The organism is Nostoc sp. KVJ3, from assembly GCF_026127265.1.
Classification (GTDB): Bacteria; Cyanobacteriota; Cyanobacteriia; order Cyanobacteriales; family Nostocaceae; genus Nostoc.
Genome location: NZ_WWFG01000002.1, coordinates 2,922,887 through 2,948,961, shown reverse-complemented (window position 1 = coordinate 2,948,961; position 26,075 = coordinate 2,922,887). Strand labels below are relative to the sequence as shown.

Sequence of the window (26,075 nt, the reverse complement as noted above, 5' to 3'; positions counted from 1 at the left end):
CAGATATTTCAAATGTCTCAAGAGCGGGAACAAGAATTTCGTCCAGTTAATCAGGTTCTGGGAAGCCAACCTTCTCTAGGGCCAATCCCTGCCGATCAAATTCTTCCTTGGACGGTAATTGCCTTAGCCTCCTATTTTATTATCAATGGAATTTTTGGTGGCATTTTCCAAGAAGAGTTTCAAAAATGGTTGTGGACAGTATTAATGACTGGTTGGGGAATAGGAACTTGGTGGATTTTAACTGGTGGTAGGAGTTGGAGTTTTTTAAGCAAGTTTATTGGCGTTCCCGCTTGGACAAGAGGCTTTGCTCGTTATCAAAGCTTACTGGAAGTTAACCATGAAGCAAAAAATCGGAAAACAAAGCGTCGGCATCGCCGGAAATGAAAGTAGATTAACACCATTTGAAGATGCCTTACACTTGGCAACAATGCTGCGTGTAGCAGTGAATGGACGCGATATTGGTGCGTACCTTTTGACAAAAGGTACTCAGAAAGATCGGTTTTGCTTTGTTTTTGGTTTTGACTGTAAGGGAATTCATACTACCTTAAGACCCGAACAAATCGATACACTTTTTAATAACATTGAAGCCGGATTGAAAGATATTCCTAGCGGTGAAAGAATGACACTGCATTTGGGATCTTTTAGTTCAGACAAAGAGCGCCAAAGAGAATTAGCATCATTAATCAGGAGTACGCCATCGCGAGATATTAAATATTTATTGATGGCGGAGAGAGCCAGAGTCAAAGAACTGACTATTTCTGGTATTCGGAAGCCGAAATTTTTGCGGATTTATGTAACTTACACCATTGAATCTAACTCCCAACATGCAGATGATTGGATAGAGAAGCTTTTAGTCAAAGCTGAATCATGGTGGTTGAAATTCAAAGGTGAACTCTCAGAAGTAGAAAACCAGCGCATTGAAACCCTCATTGGTAATGCTTACAAGCAGGGTTTTCTGCGCTGGGAACAAATTTTATCTAACCAAATGGGATTAGATGTCAAACCTTTGAAAGCTGATGAACTTTGGGAAGATGTTTGGAAAAGGTTTAATGATACGCAGCCAATAGATATTCCTCAGTTGATGACTTTAGATGAACAAGGACTACATGAGCAAGTTAATTCCGATTTAGCTAGCACTAAATTGCTGATAGAAAATATCCACGGTACAACTTTGCTGATGGAATCTAGCGTACCTTGTGCCGATCGCCGCTGGGTTAATGTTAACAATCGTTATATTGGCGCACTCTCATTTCTCGAAAAACCCGGAGGTTGGCCAAATAAATCTACCCAACTGCGTTACCTATGGGAACTGTTAGCTAGAGAAACAGTAGTAGATACAGAGATTTTTTGTGAGTTGACTGCGGCAAATCCGGCATTGGTGAAAACTACTTTGCAACGAGTGCTAAAGCAGTCAAACATGACAACAATCATGGCTCAAGAAAAAAGTAAAACTATTGATGTCAACGCTCAATTAAAGTTAAAGAAATCGGTAGCAGCACAAGAACAATTATTTGAAGGTGCAGTCCCGATTTATACGAGTATCGCTATTTTGGTACATCGTCCCACTGTCGAAAAATTAGATGAGGCCACAAGATATATTGAGAACTGTTTTCAACGTCCAGCCAGGGTAATTAGGGAAACTGAGTATGCTTGGAAAATTTGGCTGCAAACTCTACCGATAGTTTGGGAGGGTTTATTAGCAACACCCTTTAACCGTCGCCAGCTATATTTAACCAGTGAAGTTCCTGGATTAATGCCTTTAGTTTTAACTAAACGGGGTGATAAACAAGGTTTTGAGTTGATTGCTGAAGAAGGTGGAACACCGATACATTTAGATTTGTTTAATCAACACAAAAATTTAGCTTTATTTGCGACAACTCGTGCTGGTAAATCGGTGTTGGTATCAGGGATTTTAACTCAGGCTTTGGCACACGGCATTCCGGTAGTGGCGTTAGATTTCCCCAAACCTGATGGCACATCAACTTTCACAGACTATACAGAGTTTATGGAGGGAAATGGAGCCTATTTTGATATTTCCAAACAATCGAATAACTTATTTGAGCAGCCAGATTTGCGATCGCTAGAACCAGAACAACAGCGCGATCGCTTTAACGATTATACCGCCTTCCTAGAATCAGCGTTAATGACAATGGTTCTAGGATCGTCTACCGAAAGTCAAATTTTATCGCAAACCGTGCGATCGCTCCTCAACTTAGCATTAGAAGCCTTCTTTAGAGATGAGGGCATCAAAGAGCGATATCGACAAGCCATGATGGGAGGATTTGGCACTCAGGCTTGGCAGAAAACCCCTACCTTAAAAGATTTTCTCTATTTCTGTTCGCCAGAACATTTGCAACTAGATTCTTTAAGTGGCAGAGTCGAAGACGGCTTGAGTCAAATTCAGCTACGACTGCGGTTTTGGCTTTCTAGTCGGGTAGGACAAGCTATTTCTGCACCATCTAGCTTTCCTACCGATGCCCAACTTTTAGTTTTTGCTCTGAGGAACCTATCAGATAGTGAAGATGCAGCCGTACTATCTTTGAGTGCCTATTCAGCAGCATTACGACGCGCATTAAGTAGTCCAGCTTCGATATTTTTTATTGACGAAGCACCGATTTTATTTGAATTCGAGCAAATATCCGACTTAGTTGGCAGAATTTGTGCCAACGGTGCTAAAGCCGGGATCAGAGTCATCTTATCAGGACAAGATCCTGATACCATTGCCAAATCTAAAGCTGCATCTAAAATTTTGCAAAACTTGACAACCCGATTGATTGGACGGATTCAGCCAGTTGCAGTCGATAGTTTTGCAGATATCTTAAAATATCCTCGCAACATTATTTCTCGCAATGCCTCAGAAAGTTTTTTCCCACGCAAAGAAGGTGTTTATAGTCAATGGCTATTAGATGATAACGGTATTTATACATTCTGTCGTTATTATCCAGGTTACGAACAATTGGCAGCAGTTGCTAATAACCCTTCTGAACAAACTGCGCGGAGTAAAATGATGCAAGTTCACAGTAATAAATATGAAGCAATTTCTGCTTTTGCTCGTCAGTTAGTGGCTAATTTACGTAGTAGTTAATCGTGGAGGTTATCTATGAGCAATTAATAGTGATTCCTTAATCAGGACTACCTAAAAAAACACCCTTTCACCCGCCCGTCAGTAAAGATGGATAAGATTTCCACAGCACAAGTAAGCTGTTCTATATTTAATCTGCTCAGGGCGGACAAGAAAGATGTCCAACCCACAAGAATTTGATTTAATTCGACAATACAATTTAGATGTTTTGCAGCTTATTTGGAAATCTCTAAATAATACTTAAGCAAACTAAATTTCCGACTTACTACTTAATTTCGTCTATCTTTTTCAGGCAAAGATGTATGAGAAAAACTACCATTTTTACTTTTACGTTGCTATCTTTGGCAATCCTACCAGCAATGGCACAAGTTCAAACGGACGGATTAGGACAGGTTTGGACTGATTTTCAATCATATTCTACAGACTTGCAAAACTACCTTCAATATAATCTGACCGACAACTTGAAGCCTGTAGAAGTACAAAGTCAGAATGCTTTGAGTAGTGCCAAAGGACAATTGAATATACCTAACCCTGTTTCTGCGGGACAAAAGCTTCGTGATGATTTGATTCTCTACTCTTCTAATTCCGACTCTAGAGCAGGTCGCTTTGAGAATAATGCCGCAGTGCGGGGAAATTTAGTTAGTAATGAACTAAACCGGGTAATTACCCGTGGAGTAGCGGTAGGTGTTCTCGGTCAAAATGGACAAATTAGGACAAAGACGAAGTTAGAAAATACAGAAAAAAGTCTGCAAGATATTGCCGGATTCAACGATGCTGATGAGAAAATTAACAACTTTAAAAATAAATTGGATACCACTGCTATTGACACAACTGCTAAACAGGTTATAAGTATTGCTGATAACTTGCTAGGTCAAGGGTTATTAGCATTGGTAACTACCAATCAAGAAACCCTAAAGGTACAACAGGAACAATCGAAAATTGTTGGTGAAACATTTGCCCAGACAATACAAACTAACCAGTATCTGCAATACTCTAATTTAAATTTAGCAAACATTTCTCAACAGACAGAAGAAGCAAATCGCGCTCGCAGGGTAGAAACATCTACAGAAGCAGCACGACTTTTGCGAGCTACTTCTCAACTAGATTTGTTTGGGAGAAAACTTGATAAGTAGGATTTCATGATTGCCTCATGCCTCGTTCCCAGTCAGGGACTGAGAATACCTAATGGGGGCTGCCGCCTCAAGACTCGCAGCACAGCCGCAATGAGTTGCATTTACAGCCTGAGTCTGGAAACGAGATTTAAAATAAAAAGGGTTACGCCTGAAGTTGACACCGATGAACATCCAAAAGCAAAGAAATATAAAAACATTCATTAACTCAAAATGCAACTTGCGATTCAACTAATTTTTGCCCAAGTAGGCATTGACGAAATTCTCGATAACGGTGCCGCCACTTCTCAAAGTATTGCCCAAGGTTGGGATAAACAATGGCTGGATTTATTACAAAATAACACCAGCAATAACTTGTATGGAGCGCTGACAAATCTGGGTATTTTTTTTGCGGTAGGAACCCTGTTATTTTTCATGATACAATTCCTGAAAGACTTAATATCCTACGAATATACCCGTCCCATATCAGCTTTAATTTGGCCTTTTATTGTGGTGATATTTTTAAATAATTCCGGCAATGGAAGTATTCTTTCTAATCTGACACTGGGAGTACGGAATTTTTTAAACACTGTGAATCAGCAAGTCGTATTATCAGCAGATGCAGACAAAATTTATCAGCAAGCCCTGAATATGAGTGTTGCGGAAGAAGTCGCTGGTTCCTTTCTGCGTCCTTGTCAATCACTGACTGGCGAACAACAAAGTCAATGCTTTGTTAAAGCTGCCGAAAAAATCAATATTCTCTGGCAGAAATATAGAGATATATATGGAAATAAAAATTGGATAATTAGATTGCAAACTAAGGTAGATAATATTAGATATGGCAATGGTATTGTATCAGAAACCTCATTTAATTCTTTATTAGGTTCTACAGTCCAAACAAGCATCAAAAACTTTTTAGTTTCCTTACAATATGCCTTTCAGAATTTAATCGAAGCTACTATGTTGCTAATAGCAGCTTTAGGGCCATTGGCTGTAGGCGGGTCTTTGCTGCCTGTAGCTGGTAAACCCATTTTTGCATGGCTGACCGGATTTTTATCTATTGGCATTGCCAAGATTTCATTCAATATTATTGCTGTGCTGACTGCCGCAGTTATTGTCAATGGGCCAGGTCAAGATGCTAATGTTGATCCAGACTTAATGTGGTTCATCATTTTTCTAGGAATTTTAGCACCAGTTTTATCATTACTTGTAGCTGCTGCTGGCGGTTTTGCAGTCTTCAGTGCTATCAGCAATACAACTTCTTTAGTCAGGGAGAGAATATAAGCAACTCAAAATTTCCAAAGGAAGAATCTAAATATTGGCTAATTTCCTGACTGCTGACTATATGCAAATCATCATATATAATAGCTGAAGTTTTTTGCAGGAGGAGATGAATAAATGGTGCGGTTACTGGAAAAAAGGCAAAGAACGGGGAGTGTTTTGACAATTTTTGCGATCGCTTCCTTCAGTTTACATATATTAGTTTTATTTTTATTCATCCTCCAAGGGCTAAATATTCGCCAACTCAGTCTGCGAAAACCTCCCAACTTTGTGCAACTAATAGACGGTAAACCAGTAGGTGATATTGATGATTTGGCAAGGGAACCAGAAGCAATTCGGCGATTCATCAGCAAAACGATGATATCAATGCTTAGTTGGTCAGGAACATTACCACCACAAACTATTGAAGAAGTTGCAAACCCAAAACCAGATTTAGGAATTCTGATTACAACACCTCAAGGGAGTAGCCAGAAAATTAGTACCAGCAGTTGGATAGCTAGCTTTGCTTTATCAGAAGACTTTCGCAAAGGTTTCTTAAGCACCGTTGCAGAAATGACACCGCCAGAAGTTTTCTCTGAAAATCCCAGCCAAGTTATGACATCACAATTAGTTATTAAGCGAGTTTATCCGCCAAAACAAATTGCACCAGGTAAGTGGCAAGTGGGTATGGTAGCCAACTTAATTCAAAAAAACCAAGTTGGTGGGGCAAAACTCATAACTCCTTTTAATAAAGAGTTCCTTGTCCGAGCAGTAGATTATTTCGGTAATCCTCAAGCCGACAATGGCACAGACTTACAAAAAGCAATTTATAGTGTCCGCGCCGATAAACTAGAAGTTTATGAAATTCGTAACTTATGTTTGCTAGATAACTACAACAACCTTAACGAAGATAAATTCAAACAATGCACCACTGGACAAACATCTGATAACTTTATCAAACAATAGATTTTTATTTACTGGCTCATAGTTCAATTTATATAATCAATGTATTAATGCAATTACTCAAAGCAGAAAACAAAAGAAATAGCCCATTACCACTGTTGGCAGTAGGAACATTTGGTTTACATCTGTTCACCTTGCTTTTACTAATATTTCATGGGTCTATGTTACAACAGTTAAGTCGGCAACTCACACCTCAAAGTTTAGTGCAACTTGTTGATGGTCGGACTATAACCGTAGACCCCCAACCAAATTTAGAGCGACAGCCAGAGGCTATTCGGCGCTTTGTGGGTGAAACCATGAGCTTAATGCTTACCTGGTCACAACAACAGCCGCCGCCACAAGTTTGGGAAATTAGCTCTCAACTGGTCGCTGATGATTTTAAACAAAAACTTAAATCAGAAATTACTAATTTAAACCCAGATAGCCAATTTGAAAACGTTACTAGAGGAACTGAAAATGTATTAGTCATCCAAAAAGTTTCTCAACCAACAAAAATAGGAGATGGAAGGTGGAAGGTAGAGATGTTTGCCAATCAATTAATCTTTAGCGGTTATGATAGGTTGGGAAAATCAGTTTCCTTTAATAAACAAATTTTAGTTAGAGCAATAGATGAACCCGCAACTTCTCTACCCAATGCAGCATTACCTTTGCACTTCGCAGCTTACCGCCTTGGTGAAGCCAGACTAGAAATTTATAATGTCTGTGAGATCCAAGATAAAAATTGTTCTGGAAATCCCAACCAAGCTCTACCATGACCCGATATTCAATTCCTGCGGAAACTCCTCCCCAAAATGGCTTTACTCTAACTACCGACGATCGCCAACCAGAAGTAGAATCTTTAGATTGGGAATCAGAGATGTCAAGGTTGGTCGGCTTTGAAGAAGCTTCTTCTGGCAATCGCCAAGAATCAGAAGACTCTGCAACACCCCAAGAGTCAATTGCTCAACCACAAGAAGTTCAGACTAAGCAACCACTCTCATCTAATCCCTTTGCAAAATTAGGCTTGGTTGGGGCTGGTACCTTAGCGATCGTTTTGGTCGGTGGTGTGTTTTTGTCCCAGTTGATGGGTAGCAACAGTCAAAAGCCCAAAAGTATTGTCTCTCCAGAAGTGCGATCGCAACCAACCAATGAATCTACCTCACAACAGCTAGCAGGCGAAGTAGATACTCTGAAAACGAAATTAGCCCTCACTGAACAAGCAGAGTTAGTCAAAGCTGCCCAACAACAGCTTAGAATGGCAAAATCAAGGACTACAGTAGCCTTACAAGAACCATCAGTTTCTTCCAGAGGTATACAGAAAGTGATTCCCACACCCCCACCGGCAGTTTACATCCCTCGGCCAGTAACAGTTGAACGTATCGTTAGAGTACCAGCCCAACCTTTACCATCATCCCAAGTACCAGTTATCCAGCCAAACACTGAACCCGTAGTTAATACAACTCCACCAAGCCCATTTGAAGAGTGGGCAAGATTATCAAAGTTAGGTAGCTACGGTCAAGTAAATGCTACCGATCAACCCAATAACACGCCAGTTGCTTCTGAACCTCCAAATAATACGCCGCAACAGACACCAAGCCCACAACCGCAAGCTAGTCCTTCTATGATCAGTCAAGCGCAACCGCAGGGACAGCAATGTTTAGCGGTCGGGGCTAGTGCTAAAGCTGTGTTAGCGACGGCGATATTTGGAGAAACTACTAAGTCAACCTCTGGGAATAGTGGAAATGATACAGGTGAACAGAAAAACGTATTTGTGATCCGATTGCAAGAACCACTAAAATGCAAAAATGGCTCTCCTGCTCTACCTGCGAACACCGAATTTCTCACTGAAGTCCGTTCTCTTTCCGAGCAAGGTCTTTTGCAGATGAACGTAGTTAAAGTTATCTCGCAAAATAATGGCAACTCGACAGAACAAAGCTTACCCAACAATGCAATTATTATTCGTGGTACCCAAGGTAAACCTTTAATCGCAAATAAATTTCCTGGTCAAGGTTCATCTATAGCATCAATGGATACAGGACTATTTGTTTTGGGAGGTATCAGTAAAGCAGCAGAATTAGTAAATCGTAGTGATAGTGAACTCCAACCAATTACCACACAAAGTACCGTTGACGGCAACACCACTAGCAGCACAACTCTTACTACTGTCACCAAGAATAGACGCAACCTTGCAGCTGGAGTTGTAGAAGGGGGTTTAAACTCTGTAGTACCCCAAATTGCCCAACGTAATCAACAAGCGATCGCCCAAATGTCACAACAAACCAATGTCTGGTTTTTACCAGCCGGTACAAATATTGAAATATACGTTAATCAACCAATTCAGCTTTAGGAGATAGGATTTATAATTTAAAATCTCGTAGTCAAATATAGTAAGACATTTGAGAATTCAATTTAAGCTCTTCTATTCTTAATATGGAAATGCTTAAAAAGTAAAGTTATTACCCTTAGATATACTACCAAACATCCCCTATCTCTATTGGGATTACTTTTATTCAAACTAGAATTAAAGTCTTTCATTAATCTTTGTTTGATGTGTCAGTTTAGCTGCTCCGATCAAATGAGAGCGAATAAAAGACTACTTTTGAATGAAATTTTCCAATCATAACTTTAGACTTGAGATTGGGTAATAGTAATTGGTAATAAGTTCTCTTTCAACTTTCCCCTCAATCTACCGATTTGCAACCATGAAAAAGAATACTAACTTGTCAGGAAATACCCCATATAATTATTATTTCCTACCTATAGCCTCCTTAGTTTTATCGGTTGCTATGTTCTTATTGGTAGGCCGTGCTGGTGCTAATAACGCTGTTCTGCGTTCCATATTTTCTTGCCAAGCACAGGGTTTGGGGGGACTAATACCTACAATCAAAATTTGGTATCAACAAGGAACCAACTTAAGCTTTATTCCGGCTGGAGAGGTAATTAAAAAAGTTTGGTTAAACGATCCATCACAGGTAACTCTAGATTTTGATGGCCCTGTATGTATGCAGTTTGGTCAAGAAGCTAATACTAATTCAGGAGATTGCAAAAACTCCGCAGCAAATGTAATTCAACTCAGACGAATTCAAAAACTGAACATTCCTGGACTTGCCAACACAAGTAATACACTTTTAACAGTTGTTACCGAAGCGCAAGGTAGAAATAAGTTGTATACTTTCCGAGTGATATATGGAACAGATAACCCTGAATATCACACCTTAGCGATTTTTCCCGATCCTTCTGGTCAAGAAGGAGCTTGTGCGAGAGTTTCACAATAAATTTTTAGAAAAATTCTAATTTTCTTAATCTCGACTTTATCCAAATTTAAAAACTTGGTTCTCTTGATAGGGCTAAACTCTAACTTTCAGCGTCAGCTTGAGCATTGCCATAAAAGTGACAACTCTCACCGCTAACTGCTTTTCAGTTAGCGTCCGACACTCAAATTCACATAAGAGACTTGCTGCTTCACGGGCTGGGTATCCCCTAAGCCTCCACAGCCAGGAATCGGTAGTCCAACCGACCCACGCTTTAAAAGATTAAGTGCGCTGTTCCAGTCGCGGTCAATTACCAGTCCACAAGAACAACTATGAACACGGATTGCAAGGGTTTTTTCGACCCTTTCACCACAACTCGAACAATCAATACTTGTGCCTCTGGGGTCAACTCCAAGTGTATGTTTGCCGCGTCTTACCGCTACTGCTTGCATAATACTGCTTGCATAATTTGGAGGAATGCACCCCATGCAACATCCAGTATTGATTTAGCTAATCGTGTCCTAGCTAAACCTTTAATGTTTAGGTTCTCAAAAACAATCAAATCATAGAAATTAATCAACCAATGAGCGACATGATAATGAAACTCTTTTCTTTGTCTTGCAACGTGCAAGTGAAGCCTAGCAACCTTGTTAGATTGCTTCTGATAGTTCTTAGACCCTTTAACTTTACGAGCAAGTTTACGTTGCTGACGCGCTAATGTTGACTGTGAAGCGCGATAATACTGAGGCACTTCAATGCTTTGTCCATCAGCAGCAGTTAAAAACTTCTCCAACCCAACATCTATGCCAGTAGCCGTTCTGATTTCATCAATAGGCAGTAAGGTAGGAACGGTTTTATCTTCTAAAGAAAAACTGCAATACCAGCCATCAGCCTTACTTAAAATCGTTGCTTGCTTAATCTCAAAACCATCTGGTATTGGTCGATGTAAGACAACCTCAATCTCACCAATCTTGGATAGTTTGAGAACGTTACCTGTAAGATGTGCGCCTGCTTTGGGATGGTTAACACGCGGAAAAGTAAATGAACTTATATCACCACGTTTTTTAAAACGTGGTTTTCCTCCCCTTTTCCCTTTCTTGTCAGGTATTAGCCATCGTTTCCACGCCTTGTCCAACCTCATCAGGTTTTGTTGTTGGCAATCGGCATAAATGTTTTTGTAGTCAGGAAATAGCTCTTTGGTTCGCTTAAGGTCACTCGCTTGTGTATAGTAATCAGGTTTGTCTGGTATCCTCCCAATTGGCTCAGAAATCAAGCTACATCGGTCAATCTGCGACCTTGTACGTCTTAACCAGTCTAGTCTTTCCCCTAGCGCGTAGTTCCAGTGGCGACGCAGCAACTCGCCCCAAGTTTCAAGAATGACAACTTGTTCGGAAGTAGGATTGAGTTTGAACTGATAAGTTAGTAGCATATAACTATTGTACAGCATTACTCCGTACTTTTCTATATGACTACTCGCATAGATATCAGGCTTCCAGAGCAAGAGTTGGAAATATTAAAAGCCTACTGCCAAGAACAAGATAGAACCCAAACCGAGGTAATACGTGAATTCATTCGTAGTCTTAGAAAGAAAATTAAAAACCAATGATTTGGTAAATACAAGGGTATCGAACCCTTGTATTTACCCCGGACTACCCCCTCACCGCCAATTGGAGTACCAATGTGGCGGGAGTACCCCGGAGGTTTAGATGGATTAAAATCGAGCTAAGGAAGAATATCTGCATTATGGCTTTTAAATCAATTGGAAAACGCCATAGGTTAACCATATTGGCTTACTCAGGTATTTTCAGTTTCCATCTTTATAAATCTTTAGATAAAAACTAACCACAAATTCCAAACCTGTGTAAATATAAAGAAAAGCTTAAGAGGTTACAGACTCATGGTAACAGCAAAAATGATGCAACAGCTTTGGGCTGTAATCGAGTCTACTCAGGTCAGCACCCTGCTGCATTTTGACGATGCTGCTTTAGTACAATTGCTTCTCCAACAGGTAAAAGCGGAGCAGGTGATTGATGCTCAGGCAGATAGCAGCCTCAATACTTATATAAAATCTAAACTGCCCCTCATTCGTGATACGGCTGAAGGTCGGTTATCCTTCGGGCAAGGCGGCAATCATTAGCACGAGAAATCGATTGCTCACTGCCAAGCATACGCTCAGAGTTCAAACAGTTGAATATTATGAATCACTGGCTAGTAATTGCCCTAGTAGCTTATCTAATTGGAGCAGCGATTGAAGGGGTGAGTACAGCCAGTCAGCTATCTCGTTCAGTCCCAGAACTAGCTAAAAGTACAGAAACTCACCCTTCAGAGTCTGCCACTGAGTCTAGTTCAGTTTGGCGGGTTGTGGCCGCCATCGCCTCAGTCAGTATTTGTGGAGCTTTTTTCTGGCCTTGCCGCCTTATCCACCGTTTAATGAAAGGGAACATTAATCCGTAAGTTATCTATTTGCGGTTGCTGAATCATGCAGTTGGTTCTGGTTCCGTCGCTACATTTTGCCCAATTTTTGGCTCAGTACCAGCAAGCAATCGCTCAATATTCGTGCGATGGCGCAAAATCACATATAACCCGCCGGCAATCCCAAACAGAATATAGGGTAATGGTTGATGCAAAAGTACCATGAAAATGGAAACTGCGATCGCACCGACAATTGAACTCAAAGAGACAATCCGCGATATCCCCACAACAATGGCAAACACACCAGCTGTTGCTAAACCTATCTGCCAACTCATGGCCAACAAAATCCCCAAGCTAATAGCAACAGATTTACCGCCAGTAAAGCCCAAAAAAATTGATTTACTATGTCCCAGGATGGCAGCTAACCCAGCTAAGGTCACTATCCACGGTTGCCACACTTGTGCATCTACCGTTGGAGGGATAAAATTTTGACTGCGTGCAAAATAGAATAACCAGTAAACTAGAGCGATCGCTAATACTCCTTTTAAAGAGTCAAGTCCTAAAACCAATGCTCCTGGCCCTTTCCCCAATGTTCTTAGCACATTAGTTGCCCCAGTGGAACCTGAGCCAACTTCCCGAATATCAATACCCTTTAACTGCTTCACAGCAATGTACCCAGTGGGAAAAGAACCCAGTAGGTATGCTATGACCACAATTGCTGCACATCCGGTTAACCAAATAGCCATAATAAAATTCAAAATTCAAAATTTAAAAAAGTCAAGAGATATTACTCTTGACCAATGCCCAATGCCCAATAACTCATTTAAAAATCATCATCATAGTTTCTCACGGTTTTGGGGTCAGGAGCAAAGGCTAACCACAGGGGAAATTGCAGCAGTGATAAACTGATTTGCTCCTCTGAATCGTCAATGATAATTAAGGGCAGTTGATTGGCTTTTGTCAATCGGTCTGCTTTCTGAGCCAGAGCATCAGATGCCTCAAATAATACCACGCCCCGGTCTGGGCCAAAATCTGGGCGACCGATTCCTAAACAGTCTTGCAAGCCGCGCCGCCATTCACCTAATCGCTCCGGTGTATTAGCTAAAACTAAGGTACGAATGCGATCGCCATACAGCTTGTGTAATATCGAAATTGCAGATGATGCAATCAGAATATTTTGTAAGCGACTACCCATTGTCCGCAAACCACCCCGTCCCCCTTGAGTAAAAAACCAGTTAGAGACTCGTTCTGCATGGATTGGTTCAAAGGTACGACGTAGTTGCCACGCTGGCCCGTAATAATCTGGTTTATTGCGGTATTGATCAATTAAGCGGCGAATTTGCTTTGTAGTATCTTGAAACTGTTGTTGGGCAAATTGTGGTATTCCAAGTTGGGGTTCAACTGCTTTAGTGTCTTTTACAGATGGTTTTTCTCGTTCCACCACACTTGGTGTAAGTTGCAATTGTTCAGCTGCAACGGCCAAATCCTGTAAACTACCCGTGAGATAGTCTTTAAAACCCTGCACCCGAATTGCCAAGTCTTGGGATGTACCAGCAAAAGTGGTTCGCATCTCGTTGCGGATACGTTCTTGACGGCGTTCTAGTTGTTCTACAGAAATTTGCAGAGTTTGTTTGCGTTGTTCTAACTGCACCAACGACTCTTGCACGAGTCGTCCTAGTGAGGTTTGAGTTTCACTCACCTGTGCCTGAAGGTTTTTGTAAGAAGCTTGCAGCTTGGCTATTTCTTCCTTAAGTGCTGCTTCTGCGCTCTGTAACTCTGCTACTCGCTGTTCTGCTTCTCTATATAATAACGATCCTATTTCTGATCCCAGAGCGGTATTTTCCGCTTCTGACTGCGCTACAAACTCGCCATTTGAATTTTCTGTTAGCTCTACTGTCGTATCTACCACTTCTGCATTGGAGATGAGTGGCTCAAAAGTTGCGTAGTCTTCTGATGAGCTAACGCCTCCTGTTTCTCCCACTGACTCAACAGATGGATTGACTGGATGTTCAACTGCATTGTTCTGTTGTTCTTGTTCTGCCAACCGCTCATCAATTGGTTCTGGGGTTTGAGATGCCTCTGGGTTCATAAACAATAGTGTAATTCCTATGACGCAAATAAATAGCTTTCAGAAATATTACAATTGACCTGCCATAAAAGTCGTGAGTAATGAGTGCTGAGTTATGAGTTTAGATCAAAACGACTCAGCACAGACGGTACTCATACCAATTCTTTGGGAAGTTGTACAAAATCAAGCTTAGTGAGATTTGGGGCAAAATCCCCCAGTTCTGTAATCTATCAGCACTAAATACGTGGACAACGTTGTTCTAAGCAAGTTTTCAAGGCGTTGGGATCAAATAAAATTGGCAAAAAGTGAATGCTTTTAATTTCTTTAAAATAAAACAAGATGGGGACTACATTCCAGAAGATTCGCCAGTTTTGCCATTCTTGGTAGGGAAAGCGCCGAATCAATTTTTCGCCTCTGTAAATATCTAAGTCGGTTACGGTAAATTGCAACCGCAGTGTTAACGCCTGAAACATGAGAAACAAACCAAACAGTGTGAAAATGGAGCCTACCCACGGTTGTACCCATAGTAGTGGAATAGCGGCAAGCACCAACACTATAGGTATATTGTAACTAGGCTTGAGTTCTACCGTTGATGTGGAGTTAGAAGCAAATGAACTGGTCACAGTCTTAAATCCTGGTTTATTAGTAGGCATATCTCCTATTTTAGGAGTCAATAACTAGGAGTGAGGAATTCGGAGTTTTAACAGACACGATTAATAGCATCTCTACTTCTAACTGTACAGACAAAGATTTTTCGCGTCTCTCTTATAAGCCTTTCAAAAATGCACTGCCAAGTCCCTGAAACATTAACCAAGAAAGAAAGAAGTTACTAACAAATATAATCAGCAAAGCAGTCACAACAGCAGTTGTGGTTGACTGTCCTACACCTTTGGCTCCTCCTGTTGTCGTTAATCCCCAACTGCAACCAATTACGGCTATTAAAATGCCAAAACAACACGCCTTAATCATGGCGCTAATAATATCCCAGATACCAAGAAAGTTACGGGCTGAATCTAGAAATACTGTATCAGACAGGTTGTAGACATTTGTCGCAATTATGAATCCTCCTAACATCCCTGTTATCAAAGACAGGAGGGTTAAAATTGGTAGCATTAAACAGCAAGCAAGAACGCGGGGAATAACCAGATAATCGATTGGATCTGTTTTTAACATCAACATGGCATCTATTTGTTCTGTTACGCGCATGGTACCGATTTCGGCTGCAAAGGCGGAACCGACTCGCCCTGCCAAAACCACTGCTGTCAACACGGGAGAAAGTTCTCGTGTCAATGCTATGGAAAGCACTCCGCCAATAATGTTTCCTGCACCAAAGTTGATAAATTCCCGCGCTACCTGAATGGTAAACACCGCGCCGACGAAAATAGCCGTCAAGAGGGCAATAAATAGGGAATCAGGCCCAACTGCTGCCATTTGTTCTAAGGTATTGCGCCGATGGATTTTGCCTCTCAATAGGTGAACTAGGACTTGCCCACCCAGAAAAATCGCTGCCAGCAATCGCTGACTCCATTCTCCTAAACTGGATTTGGATGTAGTCTGGTTCAATGTTCTATAGCTAACTCGGTAACTGCCTTAAGAATAGCGGAATTGATTGGGATAGGGAATGGGCATTGGGCATTGGGCATGGGGAGAATTAAATAATTACCTCTTGCCTTTCTATTCTCTACTCCCATAGGAAGGCGATTAATCACGTCTGTCCCAACTCCTCCCATAGGGCTGAATATTAACTTAGATTAAATATGCTCTCAGAAAATAAAGCTACTATTAAATGCACTGTAAACCAAATAAGTAGGTGCTAATCTTAGCTATAAGCTTGGTTTTGCAGGGTTTTTGTAGATTTAAGTCATTTTTGAGATACCCAGCATTTGCTGTAACTGGTAGCCGCTTCTTTTAATGAAAACTTAAGATTTTTGACAGATTGTCTGCTTAGGAGCGATCGCACGTATTGTAGAAAATGACAAACCGCTATCTAGCTCTTGTTATCTCTACTCACGGAGTTTGTCCTAAATGACTATTTTCATTAACTTTCTCCGCTCTTTACTACTTACGATCGTTTTTAGTTTTATCGCTCCTATCTTCCTAGTTGGCGGTGGACTACTCTTTCTATCCTTCATTGGCTACTTCCCCGGTTTACAAGAGTTAACTGAGGCGATCGCTACTCAGATTGTACGTTTTCTCGCCACCTTTGGCAGTGGGAATCCCCTGCATGGATTATTTGTAATTAGCTTGACCTGTAGTTTCGTCGGGTCACTGTTTGATACGTATGTTTATTATCGGTATCAAATTTTACGAATAGACTCTTAAGTGGTGTGCATAGCTTCGTCCAGTGTTCATAGATTAGACAAGAGAGGAAAAATTGATATTTCTCAAAGTGAAAGTAATACTGCCCTCAACCTAAATATGGATTAGTGTTGCTGAATAAATTTTATTAATTAGATCGAGTCCCAAAAATATTAATTAAATACTTATTATTAATTTAGTTATTAGTTATTTTAATTACTGATAATTGTTCCATGTGCCCGACCGGAATAAACTAATCCTAAAACAGTCAAAAAGCTAGTATACTAAGGGCTTTGAAACTTTGAATTATGCAAAATAGCTAAAATAGTCTGTGCTAAACCACCACGTTGGACGCTAAACTAGAGTTTGGCATTTTGTGTTGGCTGCAATCTTTAAGGAATTTATTAGCATTCATCGAGAATATCAAATAAAACTCACTGCAAAATAGAAAGACTTCCTTAAAATCCTGATAAACACAATGCCTACTCATGTTTCTTAACAGAGCAAAGGAGGTCGGATGACTTCTGGGGATCTTATATTGAGTTTATTACGAGGAATGTTTACAGCTCATGGTTTGGCCGTTTAAGCCCAAGTTTAGAAAACAAATTGCGCGGATTGAAATTACTGGTGCGATCGCCGGTGCTACTCGCAAACGCGTTCTAGAAGCACTGAAAACTGTAGAAGAAAAAAAATTTCCGGCATTATTGCTGCGGATCGATAGCCCTGGCGGTACAGTTGTGGATTCTCAAGAAATCTACAGCGCCCTAAAGCGTTTGCGCGAAAAAATTAAAATCGTCGCTAGCTTTGGCAATATTTCGGCTTCTGGAGGTGTCTACATCGGCGTGGGAGCGGAACACATCGTTGCTAATCCAGGGACAATTACGGGTAGTATTGGTGTGATTTTGCGCGGGAATAACTTGGAACGCTTGCTAGAAAAAATCGGTGTTTCCTTCCAGGTAATTAAGTCTGGCCCTTACAAAGACATTTTGGCTTTCGATCGGCAACTGACTGAACCAGAAGCAAACATCCTGCAAGAGTTGATTGACACAAGTTATCAGCAGTTTGTCCAAACGGTAGCTGATGGCCGTTCTTTAACTGTAGAAGCTGTAAAAAGTTTCGCCGATGGTCGGATTTTTACTGGGCAGCAAGCCTTAGAATTAGGTGTTGTAGACCGCCTGGGCACAGAAGAAGATGCTCGTCGCTGGACAGCAGAATTAGTTGGACTCGATCCAGAAAAAACTCTCTGCTATAACCTAGAAGAACGTAAACCCTTATTGAGTCGCCTTCTACCAGGTAGTCGTCAGGTTTCATCAGGAATTCGATCTGGTATTGATTGGCTCGAATTTGAAATATCTACCAGTGGTTTACCGTTGTGGTTATATCGACCTTAATATGAGTTAGGAGTTAGGAGTGAGAAGTTGAGAGTTTTAACTCTTAACTCCTAACTCCTAACTTTTAACTCCTAACTTTGATGTTTTTAGGAGGATTTTGGCGTGGAGTGGCAAATGCGGGCTATTCGAGGGGCAACAACCGTTTCCGAAAATACTGTTGAGGCTATGCGAGAAGTAGTAACAGAACTACTAGATGAACTAGAAAATCGGAATCAATTCCAGCCGAGTGACATGATTAGTGTGACTTTCTCCGTGACACGGGATTTGGATGCGATTTTTCCAGCTGCGATCGCAAGAGCGCGTCCTGGTTGGGATAATGTGGCCATGTTGGATGTGCAGCAAATGCACGTCGAAGGTAGCTTACAGCGCTGCATTCGGTTCTTAATCCACGCCTATCTGCCAGCTTCCGCCTCAATTCATCATATCTATTTACGCAACGCCGCTAGCTTGCGTCCCGATTGGAGTTTGCCTCAATCTTTACAAGCGTCACCAAACAAGGCAAAAGTTAAAAGTTAAAAGGTACTAATAAAGAAAAATAAAAACCGATTTGAGAGCAACTAAACTTAAGGTAGTTTGCAATGAATAATGAAAAAAAACTCACTGCAACAATGCTTGTTCCGTTCTACTTAGGCGAGCAAAAAGATTCAGAAGGTCGCACAATTCAAGAGATGTGGACTTGGAATTTTGAAGAATTAGAGTGTACCCACGATTACATTCAGTGGTTGTTTCCTTTGCCTGAGCGAAGTGCATTCAATCCTAATGCACCTCTTGTTGATGAGGAAGTAATTCCAGCATTTCAACGCAACCCTCAACTACGTCAAAATTTACTGCGCTCCTTGACAGTTATGCTTCAGTTTTATGGGTTACAACGCCATAAAAATAATGACGGGAAAATAGTTGTTAGTCAGTCAGAAGACTATCCGAATCGGAAACGCGAATGGGTCTGTATATTTGACCACAATTATCTTCGCATAACCAGAATCTTAAAGTGTTTAATGACATTTGGATTGGAGAATGAAGCCGAAGCATTTTATGAATGTTTGCAGGAAATATACCGCGACAATAGCGATCAAATTGGAGGTGAAACATTTCATTATTGGACAATTGCAGTGCTGAATACAGTAACACACCCAACCCTTGATAATGGTGCGTTACGAACTCCGTTCTAACACAACGCCAGTTGCTACAACGGAGGGAACCTCCGCAACACACTGGCTCCCCTACAATACCTAATTTTGTTCAAAAATCAAAATAATCATCCTATATTATTAAGTCACCTTTGATAACGAAATAACTATGGGAAATGGTCTAAATGAGTTAATTTTAACTGATAATAAACAAGTTTTATTAAAGACGAGCCAAGGCAAGGAAGCGATATAATCAAAACTACTATAAACCGCGTCCATCTTGAAAACTGTAGTTCTTTGCGGATGACAAGAAAAAACCCTCATCCTCCAGCCCCTTCTCCCAAATTTGGGAGAAGGTGAGCCAGAAAGAAGTCCCTCTCCCAAGATGGGAGAGGTATTTAGGGTGAGGGCAAAAACTACGGTTTTCAACATATATGAGGTTTAGATGCGATAAATTATGACTCAAGCTATACCCAAACTAGTAACGTTTGAAGATTTTGCAGCTTGGCGGCCTGAAGGTGGAAGATACGAATTACATGATGGCGTGATTGTTGAAATGGCGCAACCAGTGGGAGATCATGAAGATGTTATTGGTTTTATAGCAAGAAAATTAACAGTAGAATTTGACCGATTAAATTTACCTTATATAATCCCCAAAACTGCGCTGATCAAACCAACTAAGTCCGAATCTGGCTATTCCCCAGATGTGCTGATATTAAATCGCCCTAATTTAGTGAATGAGCCGCTATGGAAAAAAGAATCAACTGTATCTTGTGCGGTATCAATTCCCTTAGTAGTTGAGGTAGTTAGTACCAACTGGGATGATGATTATTACACAAAACAGGGTAAGTATGAGGGGATTGGAATTCCTGAATACTGGGTTGTAGATTATCTCGGTCTAGGCGCTAAAAAGTTCACTGGCAACCCCAAACAACCTACTATATCTATTTATCAATTAATCGATGGTGAATACCAAGTTACTCAATTTAGAGGCGATGAGCGCATCATCTCGCCTACTTTCCCGGAATTGAATTTAACCGCCGAACAGATTTTTCAAGCTGGAGGTTTCCCAACGTAGCTGCGATCGCGCTCCGCCAAAGGATAATAAAATATATGCTGAGATTTCTGAGACAAGCAGAGTTAGGATCGGAAGGTAGTCTGTAGCTGACATGCTAACTATATGACATCCACATCGCGTGTTGTTCATAGCGACCCCGATATATTGGGGGGAACGCCCGTTTTTGCTGGTACTCGTGTGCCGATAAAAACCTTGCTTGATTATCTAGAAGCGGGTGACTCACTGGATGAGTTTTTAGATCGCTTTCCCAGTGTCAGCCGTGAGCAAGCGATCGCTTTATCAACTCTATTCTTTGTGATGATGAAACCGAATTCCTAAAAAGATGTCATAAACAAACTCAAAAAAGTCCTTTTTCTGCAACAATCCTGAAGTTTGATAACATCCTTTTTCATCTAAGAGGGGCTTCATCACATAGTACGCAGGTTGATAATTATACCAAGGAATAGAAGGCCACAAATGATGAATTAAGTGGTAATTCTGTCCCATAATCAGAATATTGAGAATCGGGTTTGGATAGACACGAGCATTTTTCCAGCGATCGCGCTCTGCAAAAGGACGATGGGGCAAATAGTCAAAAAATAATCCCAGTGCGATCCCCACTACAAAAGCGGGTATAAACCAAAAATTGAGAATGTAACCCAAAAAGTTGTATTGCACTGATATATAAACAATTACACCGACAATCAAGCGGCTGATGAACCATTCTAATAGCTCATATTTGCGCCACAGTTGCCGTTGAAAGAAAAACACCTCGTGGTATAAAAACCGGACTGCAATCAGCCACAAGGGGCCACCTGTAGAGACATAATGATCTGGATCGTCCTTGGGATGGTTGACATGACCATGATGCTGTAAATGTACTCGCGTAAATACTGGAAAAGCAAAAGCTAGCATCAATGCACTGCCATGCCCTAACATCGCATTCATTACCCGGTTGCGATGGGCTGATTGGTGACAAGCGTCATGAATAACTGTCCCAGCACAATGCAAAGCAATAGTGTTAACGCTAAAGCAGAGCCAGTGTGGCCATTCCCAAAGCCAGTAACCAAAGTTAGATAACACCAGCATTGCTACAGCAACCAAAAACAGCAGTAGCGTGGGATTAAAATCACCAGGAGGCGCTAAAAATTCCTTTGGCGGGATTGTCAGTGGCTTTTGTGCCTCCGATGCGATCGTTTCTAACATTGACTCTTTCTTAATCAAACATTACTAGTCCTTACGCAAAACCACAAGCTGTAGGGGCAATTCATGAATTGTCCCTACCTGAGAATAAAGGTTTTAGCTGAAGTTTTGCGTAAGTCCTAATTACGAATATACGATAAATATTAGGGAAGAATAAAGTTTTGTAACCTTTTATATAGCAATATTTATCCACAGCTTTTCATATCAGTAGATGAATAGCGCTATGATTCCAGACAAGAACTATTCTTTACTGATAAGTGGGGTATGGCAATTGGCAAAAAGTTGATGGGATAAACTCTTTCGTTGGGAGGGTGGATACAAGATTGATGTACTATATCTAGTCTATCCCACAGCCCCAGTCTCCGATAAACTCTCTCTAACTGCTTATATCTATTGGTATAGCAGTGACTGAAAAGGAGATGAAACTTAAGTTACGATGACTTCCCAGATAGCTCCCTCACTTCAGCCCCTATGCAATTAAGAGATTCTCTGCGCCGGACAAAAATTGTCGCTACTATTGGCCCCGCTACTAGTAGTCCTGAAATGCTCAAGGCGATTATTGAAGCGGGAGCCACGACGCTGCGGCTAAACTTCTCCCACGGAACTCATGCCGACCATCAGCGTAGTATTCGCTTAATTCGGCAAACCGCTTTTGAACTGAATCAGCCCGTAGCAATTCTCCAAGACTTGCAGGGCCCAAAAATTCGCTTGGGGAAATTTGACAATGGGTCTATAGTTTTGGCAAAAGGCGATCGCTTTACATTAACAAATCGCCCAGTGGTAGGTACACAGGAAATTAGCTGTGTCACCTACGATTATTTAGCCGAAGAAGTCCCCGTTGGTGCAAAAATTCTCCTCGATGATGGACGAGTAGAAATGGTTGTAGAGGAGATTAACCGGGACAAGGGTGATTTACATTGTCGCATCACCGTACCTGGTAAACTTTCTAACAACAAAGGCGTAAACTTTCCTGGCGTTTACCTGTCAATTAAGGCAATGACCGACAAAGACCGAGAGGATCTGATGTTTGGTCTAGATCAGGGTGTAGATTGGGTAGCACTTTCCTTTGTCCGCAATCCGCAGGACATGATCGAAATCAAAGAACTAATTTCTAGTACAGGCAAGCAAGTGCCAGTGATTGCCAAAATTGAAAAACATGAAGCGATTGAACAAATGGAGGCAGTTCTGGCTTTATGTGATGGCGTGATGGTTGCCAGAGGCGACTTAGGCGTGGAACTGCCAGCGGAAGATGTTCCCGTACTCCAAAAACGGCTGATTGCTACAGCAAATCGCTTGGGGATTCCCATCATCACCGCTACTCAAATGTTAGACAGTATGGTGAGTAATCCCCGTCCCACTCGTGCCGAAGTGTCGGATGTAGCAAATGCGATTTTAGATGGCACAGATGCGGTGATGCTCTCCAATGAAACTGCTGTGGGTAGTTTCCCTGTAGAAGCAGTAGCAACGATGGCGCGGATTGCCGAGCGGATGGAGCAAGAAGAAGTCCAACACTTAAACTTGCGTTCTGTAAAAGATGCCCGGCGCTCCATTCCCAATGCTATTAGTCAAGCTGTAGGTCAAATTGCCGAACAACTAGGTGCAGCAGCAATCATGACTCTAACCCAAACAGGGGCAACAGCTCGCAATGTCTCTAAATTCCGTCCCCAGACACCGATTTTGGCCGTGACTCCCCATGTGAATGTAGCGCGGCAGCTACAAATGGTGTGGGGAGTAAAACCGCTATTGGTACTAGGATTACCTTCCACTGGTCAGACATTTCAAGCTGCGATTAATGTGGCTCAGGAGCTTAAGTTACTGTCTGAGGGAGATTTAGTAGTGATGACTGCTGGCACACTCCAGGGAATTTCCGGCTCTACAGATTTGATTAAGGTAGAAGTGGTGACGGCAGTACTAGGTCACGGTATTGGACTAGGACAAGGTTTAGTGAGTGGTCGCGCACGGGTGGCTAATACTGGGATGGATGTTAGTAACTTTAATCCGGGAGATATATTAGTTGCACCGCGCACGAGTGCTGATTTTGTTGAGGCTATTCGGAAAGCTGCCGGGATTATTACGGAAGAGGAAAGTCTCACAAGTCACGCGGCAGTGATTGGCTTACGTCTCGGTGTGCCAGTTATTGTTGGTGTGAAGCAAGCAACGCAGGTGATTAGAGATGGGGCAATTATAACGCTGGATCTGCAACGAGGTTTGATTTACTCTGGGGCAGTGAGAACTCCTTAGAAGTGTGACGACTCTCACCGCTACATTGCTTGCAATGTAGCGGGAGCATCTAACCTCGCAGCTAGAATTTGCTGATTCACAGGTCTGGTATTCCAGTAACCTCCACAGCCAGCAACGATCCGTCCAGACCGTTGTTTGTACAAGAAACCAAAGTTTTGTACAACCCAAGGTAATTGATTTTACGCAACCAACCTAACAGATAAAATCTGTATTTCTGGATGCAACCCCATATCAGTTTTCAAGGTTCAGTCTGTTGGCTTAGGATGAGAGTTTTCCGGTCTTCGACTCCAACAGTAGACTACTGACTCGATCTCTTTAATTATACCCCGAAATCCTTGCTACACAAAGGTTTTAAACTATGAAGATTACAAAAAGATTGGTAAATACAAGGGTATCGAACCCTTGTATTTACCCCGGACTACCCCCATCCCGCCAATTGGAGTACCAATGTGGCGGGAGTACCCCGGAGGCTTAGATGGAATGGGGAAGAAGCAGGGGGCAAGGGGGAGAATAATAATTTTATCTCTTTCCCCTCTGAATCCCTGCCCCCGCCCCTCTGCCTCTTTTCGATACCCAATGCCCAATTCCCAATTCCCTAAATTAAACAGTTGCGATCGCAACTCCAAGCCATGCAGCAAAGTTTCTCTGTTGTGTGGAGTTAGGATGGTCAACAGATTTTACCTGATATCGAGTGGGATGTGGTGACGCGAGGGTAATGGAATAAGTACGCAGTTCGTCTTGGTGGAAAGCTGTGACTTGGATGGTATCAATTGGTTGGTAATCTTTCAGGCGATCGCTTAAACTACCCGCCGTTACTTTAATCCCATCAATTGCTAACAACTCATCACCTGCATCAATTCCCCCTATTTGTGCAGGTGAATCAGTTTCTACAAACTTAATCATCTCTCGCCCATTTTCCGTACTTATTCTCACGCCCAAGTAAGGTTCTTCCTGCTGTTCAGTTACCAACTGCAAGCCAAAGGGTTCTAAATACTGATTAAAAGGCAAATCATCAATACTATCAATGTATCGTTTAAAGAAATCAGTCAAATCGATTCCGGCAACAGATTCTATAACTTCTTGCAATTGTTCTGGGGTATAGCCAATTTCATCTTTGCCAAATTGCTGCCACATTTTCAGCATCACGTCATCGAGGGAACGCTGATTGTCGTGAGTCGAGCGAATCAGTAAATCCAGCAACAACGATACCATTTCTCCTTTTAAGTAGTAAGAAATTTGGGAATTACCGCTATTAGCATCGGGGCGATAGAGTTTAATCCAGGCATCAAAACTCGACTCAGAAACGGGTTGTACTTTGCGCCCCGGTGTCGTTTCATATCTGGTAATTTCTTTACTCAAGTTATTCAAATACGACTTAACATCATAAATTCCTGCCCGCAAAGGAATTAACAAATCATAGTAACTAGTAGTCCCCTCACAAAACCACAATGATGGTGTGTAGTTTTCTTGGTCGTAATCAAAAACCTCTAAAGCCTTTGGGCGAATTCGTTTGACATTCCACAAGTGAAAAAACTCATGCGCAACTAATTGGAGAAAGCGATCGTATTTTTCCTGAGTGCGAAATCCAAAACGTTGGTAAATTAACGAGCAAGAGTCTTTATGCTCCAAACCGCCAAAAGCTTGGCTAAATAAATGTAGCAAAAACACATATCGTTCATAAGGTAAACCGCCGAACATCTGCGCTTCTACCTGAATAATTTTTTGGATATCAGCAATCAACTGCTGAACTTGGTAATTACCTTGTCCCCAAATTGCCAATTCATGGGGTTTTCCCAAGACTTCAAATTTATACAATTGGTGGCAACCAATCTCAAAGGGAGTATCCACCAGAGTATCAAAATCGCCAGCCAAGAAAGTATTTGTTTCTTTACCAACAGGAGGTAGAGCAGTAGTTACCTGCCATTGGGGTGGGGTGGTACGATGGTGACGCGAATGGGTAACTTATCCCAGCCCGGTATTCTAAAAAATAGTGCCGCACCATTGAAATAACCGTGGGTGCCATCTAAGTGATTTGTCCGTACTGATAGCTCATTGGCAAAAATGCGGTAACGTACAGTTAATTCTGAAACACCCGTTTTGTCTACCTGCCAGTGATTTTTACTGATTTTCCGCCAAGGTAAAGGCTTATCCTCTGCAAAAGCCCCAAAATCCTGTAAATTCTTAGCGTATTCCCGGACTAAGTAGGAACCAGGTGTCCATACTGGCAATTTTAAATCGAGAATCGGTGAGGGATGATTGATAAGGCGTAAAGTCACCTCAAATAGATGATTTTCTGGTTGGGACATTGCCACCAGGTAATGAATTGTTGGCCCAGTTTCCTCGACGTAGGTATTGGGACGAGTTGCTGTTGCTTCAGTCATCTTATTTGCTGAGGTAATTGTAATTGTTGATGGGCTATACCCCGCTGCGATCGCGGCGCATTTCGTAGAGAAGAAAGTAATTTAGTAGTTAAGACCCCACGGATAAATCCGTCTGCTCTCAAATAAAGATTACAGTTTATTTCTTTTGCATAATTAATATATTACTTATGCATTGTACATAATTACTACATACAATTTGGGTATTTCAGCCATGTTTAGCAGTCTGCGATGTCTACGACAGACTACGTCAACG

At 41.5% G+C, this 26,075-nt stretch carries 26 protein-coding genes and 1 pseudogene; 18 read left to right on the top strand and 9 right to left on the bottom strand.

Translation table 11 applies throughout. The features are described 5' to 3' along the window. Positions 1-12: 12 nt before the first annotated feature. The 8 genes from GTQ43_RS28650 to GTQ43_RS28615 all read left to right on the top strand — a co-directional run bounded on the left by GTQ43_RS28650 (position 13) and on the right by GTQ43_RS28615 (position 9,668). Positions 13-384 (top strand): hypothetical protein, encoded by a 372-nt coding sequence (locus GTQ43_RS28650; protein ID WP_265276060.1) that lies wholly within the window; start codon positions 13-15, stop codon positions 382-384. After that, a complete protein-coding gene (locus GTQ43_RS28645; RefSeq protein ID WP_265276059.1) occupies positions 338-3,085 on the top strand; it encodes a hypothetical protein in 2,748 nt (915 codons plus the stop codon). Before GTQ43_RS28650 ends, GTQ43_RS28645 begins: the two co-directional genes overlap by 47 nt. 299 nt (positions 3,086-3,384) lie before the next feature. Next, complete coding sequence (locus tag GTQ43_RS28640) at positions 3,385-4,215, top strand: hypothetical protein (RefSeq protein WP_265276058.1); 831 nt, start codon at positions 3,385-3,387, stop codon at positions 4,213-4,215. 210 nt (positions 4,216-4,425) lie between these two features. After that, positions 4,426-5,475 (top strand): hypothetical protein, encoded by a 1,050-nt coding sequence (locus GTQ43_RS28635; RefSeq protein ID WP_265276057.1) that lies wholly within the window; start codon positions 4,426-4,428, stop codon positions 5,473-5,475. Positions 5,476-5,589: 114 nt separating this feature from the next. Then, positions 5,590-6,417: a hypothetical protein gene (locus GTQ43_RS28630; protein WP_265276056.1), complete on the top strand. Its 828-nt coding sequence runs from the start codon at positions 5,590-5,592 to the stop codon at positions 6,415-6,417. A 47-nt stretch (positions 6,418-6,464) separates the two neighbouring features. Further along, positions 6,465-7,169, top strand: a complete 705-nt coding sequence (locus GTQ43_RS28625; protein WP_265276055.1) for a hypothetical protein — start codon at positions 6,465-6,467, stop codon at positions 7,167-7,169. Next, positions 7,166-8,740, top strand: coding sequence for a TrbI/VirB10 family protein (locus GTQ43_RS28620; protein WP_265276054.1), 1,575 nt, complete (start codon positions 7,166-7,168; stop codon positions 8,738-8,740). Before GTQ43_RS28625 ends, GTQ43_RS28620 begins: the two co-directional genes overlap by 4 nt. Positions 8,741-9,095: 355 nt before the next feature. Continuing rightward, the gene (locus GTQ43_RS28615) at positions 9,096-9,668 is read left to right on the top strand and encodes a hypothetical protein (RefSeq protein WP_265276053.1); all 573 of its coding nucleotides are present in this window, start codon (positions 9,096-9,098) and stop codon (positions 9,666-9,668) included. A 146-nt stretch (positions 9,669-9,814) separates the two neighbouring features. On the opposite strand, the gene GTQ43_RS28610 is transcribed toward GTQ43_RS28615, so the two are convergent. Together GTQ43_RS28610 and GTQ43_RS28605 are read right to left on the bottom strand one after the other, a co-directional pair. Beyond that, positions 9,815-10,096: a transposase gene (locus GTQ43_RS28610; RefSeq protein ID WP_265276052.1), complete on the bottom strand. Its 282-nt coding sequence runs from the start codon at positions 10,094-10,096 to the stop codon at positions 9,815-9,817. Further along, on the bottom strand, positions 10,084-11,091 hold the full coding sequence (locus GTQ43_RS28605; protein WP_265276051.1) for an RNA-guided endonuclease InsQ/TnpB family protein: 1,008 nt from the start codon (positions 11,089-11,091) through the stop codon (positions 10,084-10,086). Before GTQ43_RS28605 ends, GTQ43_RS28610 begins: the two co-directional genes overlap by 13 nt. Before the next feature lie 18 nt (positions 11,092-11,109). Here GTQ43_RS28605 and GTQ43_RS28600 point away from each other — a divergent pair, with 18 nt between their 5' ends. The 3 genes from GTQ43_RS28600 to GTQ43_RS28590 all read left to right on the top strand — a co-directional run bounded on the left by GTQ43_RS28600 (position 11,110) and on the right by GTQ43_RS28590 (position 12,098). Then, positions 11,110-11,250, top strand: a complete 141-nt coding sequence (locus tag GTQ43_RS28600; protein WP_190950108.1) for a ribbon-helix-helix protein, CopG family — start codon at positions 11,110-11,112, stop codon at positions 11,248-11,250. Positions 11,251-11,541: 291 nt separating this feature from the next. Next, positions 11,542-11,781, top strand: a complete 240-nt coding sequence (locus GTQ43_RS28595; protein ID WP_265276050.1) for a hypothetical protein — start codon at positions 11,542-11,544, stop codon at positions 11,779-11,781. Positions 11,782-11,840: 59 nt separating this feature from the next. After that, a complete protein-coding gene (locus GTQ43_RS28590; RefSeq protein WP_265276049.1) occupies positions 11,841-12,098 on the top strand; it encodes a hypothetical protein in 258 nt (85 codons plus the stop codon). Positions 12,099-12,121: 23 nt separating this feature from the next. Here GTQ43_RS28590 and plsY read toward each other — a convergent pair whose 3' ends face one another. From plsY to GTQ43_RS28570, 4 genes are all read right to left on the bottom strand, one after another. Further along, complete coding sequence (plsY, locus tag GTQ43_RS28585; RefSeq protein ID WP_265276048.1) at positions 12,122-12,802, bottom strand: glycerol-3-phosphate 1-O-acyltransferase PlsY; 681 nt, start codon at positions 12,800-12,802, stop codon at positions 12,122-12,124. Between the two features lie 77 nt (positions 12,803-12,879). Then, complete coding sequence (locus GTQ43_RS28580; RefSeq protein WP_265276047.1) at positions 12,880-14,145, bottom strand: DUF3086 domain-containing protein; 1,266 nt, start codon at positions 14,143-14,145, stop codon at positions 12,880-12,882. A 215-nt stretch (positions 14,146-14,360) separates the two neighbouring features. Beyond that, positions 14,361-14,777 carry a DUF3119 family protein gene (locus tag GTQ43_RS28575; protein WP_265276046.1) on the bottom strand — a complete coding sequence of 139 codons (417 nt, stop codon included), beginning with the start codon at positions 14,775-14,777 and terminating at the stop codon, positions 14,361-14,363. A gap of 112 nt (positions 14,778-14,889) precedes the next feature. Next, positions 14,890-15,687 (bottom strand): MlaE family lipid ABC transporter permease subunit, encoded by a 798-nt coding sequence (locus tag GTQ43_RS28570; RefSeq protein WP_265276045.1) that lies wholly within the window; start codon positions 15,685-15,687, stop codon positions 14,890-14,892. A 462-nt stretch (positions 15,688-16,149) separates the two neighbouring features. Between GTQ43_RS28570 and GTQ43_RS28565 the strand changes: the two genes are divergently transcribed. The 6 genes from GTQ43_RS28565 (at position 16,150) to GTQ43_RS28540 (ending at position 20,336) form a co-directional block, all read left to right on the top strand. After that, positions 16,150-16,446 (top strand): hypothetical protein, encoded by a 297-nt coding sequence (locus GTQ43_RS28565; protein WP_265276044.1) that lies wholly within the window; start codon positions 16,150-16,152, stop codon positions 16,444-16,446. A gap of 545 nt (positions 16,447-16,991) precedes the next feature. Beyond that, on the top strand, positions 16,992-17,813 hold the full coding sequence (sppA, locus tag GTQ43_RS28560) for a signal peptide peptidase SppA (RefSeq protein ID WP_265276043.1): 822 nt from the start codon (positions 16,992-16,994) through the stop codon (positions 17,811-17,813). A 114-nt stretch (positions 17,814-17,927) separates the two neighbouring features. Next, the gene (aroH, locus tag GTQ43_RS28555; RefSeq protein WP_414859141.1) at positions 17,928-18,329 is read left to right on the top strand and encodes a chorismate mutase; all 402 of its coding nucleotides are present in this window, start codon (positions 17,928-17,930) and stop codon (positions 18,327-18,329) included. A gap of 62 nt (positions 18,330-18,391) precedes the next feature. Continuing rightward, entirely contained in the window at positions 18,392-18,982 is a 591-nt protein-coding gene (locus GTQ43_RS28550; protein ID WP_265276041.1) for an opioid growth factor receptor-related protein, read from the top strand. Between the two features lie 415 nt (positions 18,983-19,397). Further along, the gene (locus GTQ43_RS28545) at positions 19,398-20,018 is read left to right on the top strand and encodes a Uma2 family endonuclease (protein ID WP_265276040.1); all 621 of its coding nucleotides are present in this window, start codon (positions 19,398-19,400) and stop codon (positions 20,016-20,018) included. A 102-nt stretch (positions 20,019-20,120) separates the two neighbouring features. Further along, positions 20,121-20,336: a DUF433 domain-containing protein gene (locus GTQ43_RS28540; protein WP_265276039.1), complete on the top strand. Its 216-nt coding sequence runs from the start codon at positions 20,121-20,123 to the stop codon at positions 20,334-20,336. On the opposite strand, the gene crtR is transcribed toward GTQ43_RS28540, so the two are convergent. Then, complete coding sequence (gene crtR / locus GTQ43_RS28535) at positions 20,304-21,203, bottom strand: beta-carotene hydroxylase (protein ID WP_265276568.1); 900 nt, start codon at positions 21,201-21,203, stop codon at positions 20,304-20,306. The genes GTQ43_RS28540 and crtR overlap by 33 nt on opposite strands. 468 nt (positions 21,204-21,671) lie before the next feature. Here crtR and pyk point away from each other — a divergent pair, with 468 nt between their 5' ends. Then, positions 21,672-23,441: a pyruvate kinase gene (gene pyk, locus GTQ43_RS28530; protein WP_265276038.1), complete on the top strand. Its 1,770-nt coding sequence runs from the start codon at positions 21,672-21,674 to the stop codon at positions 23,439-23,441. 20 nt (positions 23,442-23,461) lie between these two features. Here pyk and GTQ43_RS28525 read toward each other — a convergent pair whose 3' ends face one another. Further along, entirely contained in the window at positions 23,462-23,584 is a 123-nt protein-coding gene (locus tag GTQ43_RS28525; protein WP_265276036.1) for a hypothetical protein, read from the bottom strand. A 457-nt stretch (positions 23,585-24,041) separates the two neighbouring features. Beyond that, positions 24,042-25,822 (bottom strand): annotated as a pseudogene (locus GTQ43_RS28520) (M61 family metallopeptidase). Between the last annotated feature and the right edge of the window lie 253 nt (positions 25,823-26,075).

Coding starts and splice junctions, on each gene's coding strand:
- GTQ43_RS28595 (WP_265276050.1), top strand. CDS start 11,542: ATGGTAACAGCAAAAATGATGCAACAGCTTTGGGCTGTAATCGAGTCT.
- GTQ43_RS28610 (WP_265276052.1), bottom strand. CDS start 10,096: ATGCAAGCAGTAGCGGTAAGACGCGGCAAACATACACTTGGAGTTGAC.
- GTQ43_RS28650 (WP_265276060.1), top strand. CDS start 13: ATGTCTCAAGAGCGGGAACAAGAATTTCGTCCAGTTAATCAGGTTCTG.
- GTQ43_RS28600 (WP_190950108.1), top strand. CDS start 11,110: ATGACTACTCGCATAGATATCAGGCTTCCAGAGCAAGAGTTGGAAATA.
- GTQ43_RS28565 (WP_265276044.1), top strand. CDS start 16,150: ATGACTATTTTCATTAACTTTCTCCGCTCTTTACTACTTACGATCGTT.
- pyk (WP_265276038.1), top strand. CDS start 21,672: ATGCAATTAAGAGATTCTCTGCGCCGGACAAAAATTGTCGCTACTATT.
- GTQ43_RS28545 (WP_265276040.1), top strand. CDS start 19,398: ATGACTCAAGCTATACCCAAACTAGTAACGTTTGAAGATTTTGCAGCT.
- GTQ43_RS28615 (WP_265276053.1), top strand. CDS start 9,096: ATGAAAAAGAATACTAACTTGTCAGGAAATACCCCATATAATTATTAT.
- GTQ43_RS28590 (WP_265276049.1), top strand. CDS start 11,841: ATGAATCACTGGCTAGTAATTGCCCTAGTAGCTTATCTAATTGGAGCA.
- GTQ43_RS28580 (WP_265276047.1), bottom strand. CDS start 14,145: ATGAACCCAGAGGCATCTCAAACCCCAGAACCAATTGATGAGCGGTTG.
- aroH (WP_414859141.1), top strand. CDS start 17,928: ATGCGGGCTATTCGAGGGGCAACAACCGTTTCCGAAAATACTGTTGAG.
- sppA (WP_265276043.1), top strand. CDS start 16,992: ATGGTTTGGCCGTTTAAGCCCAAGTTTAGAAAACAAATTGCGCGGATT.
- GTQ43_RS28605 (WP_265276051.1), bottom strand. CDS start 11,091: ATGCTGTACAATAGTTATATGCTACTAACTTATCAGTTCAAACTCAAT.
- GTQ43_RS28575 (WP_265276046.1), bottom strand. CDS start 14,777: ATGCCTACTAATAAACCAGGATTTAAGACTGTGACCAGTTCATTTGCT.
- GTQ43_RS28550 (WP_265276041.1), top strand. CDS start 18,392: ATGAATAATGAAAAAAAACTCACTGCAACAATGCTTGTTCCGTTCTAC.
- GTQ43_RS28645 (WP_265276059.1), top strand. CDS start 338: ATGAAGCAAAAAATCGGAAAACAAAGCGTCGGCATCGCCGGAAATGAA.
- GTQ43_RS28630 (WP_265276056.1), top strand. CDS start 5,590: ATGGTGCGGTTACTGGAAAAAAGGCAAAGAACGGGGAGTGTTTTGACA.
- GTQ43_RS28635 (WP_265276057.1), top strand. CDS start 4,426: ATGCAACTTGCGATTCAACTAATTTTTGCCCAAGTAGGCATTGACGAA.
- crtR (WP_265276568.1), bottom strand. CDS start 21,203: ATGTTAGAAACGATCGCATCGGAGGCACAAAAGCCACTGACAATCCCG.
- GTQ43_RS28540 (WP_265276039.1), top strand. CDS start 20,121: ATGACATCCACATCGCGTGTTGTTCATAGCGACCCCGATATATTGGGG.
- GTQ43_RS28620 (WP_265276054.1), top strand. CDS start 7,166: ATGACCCGATATTCAATTCCTGCGGAAACTCCTCCCCAAAATGGCTTT.
- GTQ43_RS28640 (WP_265276058.1), top strand. CDS start 3,385: ATGAGAAAAACTACCATTTTTACTTTTACGTTGCTATCTTTGGCAATC.
- GTQ43_RS28625 (WP_265276055.1), top strand. CDS start 6,465: ATGCAATTACTCAAAGCAGAAAACAAAAGAAATAGCCCATTACCACTG.
- plsY (WP_265276048.1), bottom strand. CDS start 12,802: ATGGCTATTTGGTTAACCGGATGTGCAGCAATTGTGGTCATAGCATAC.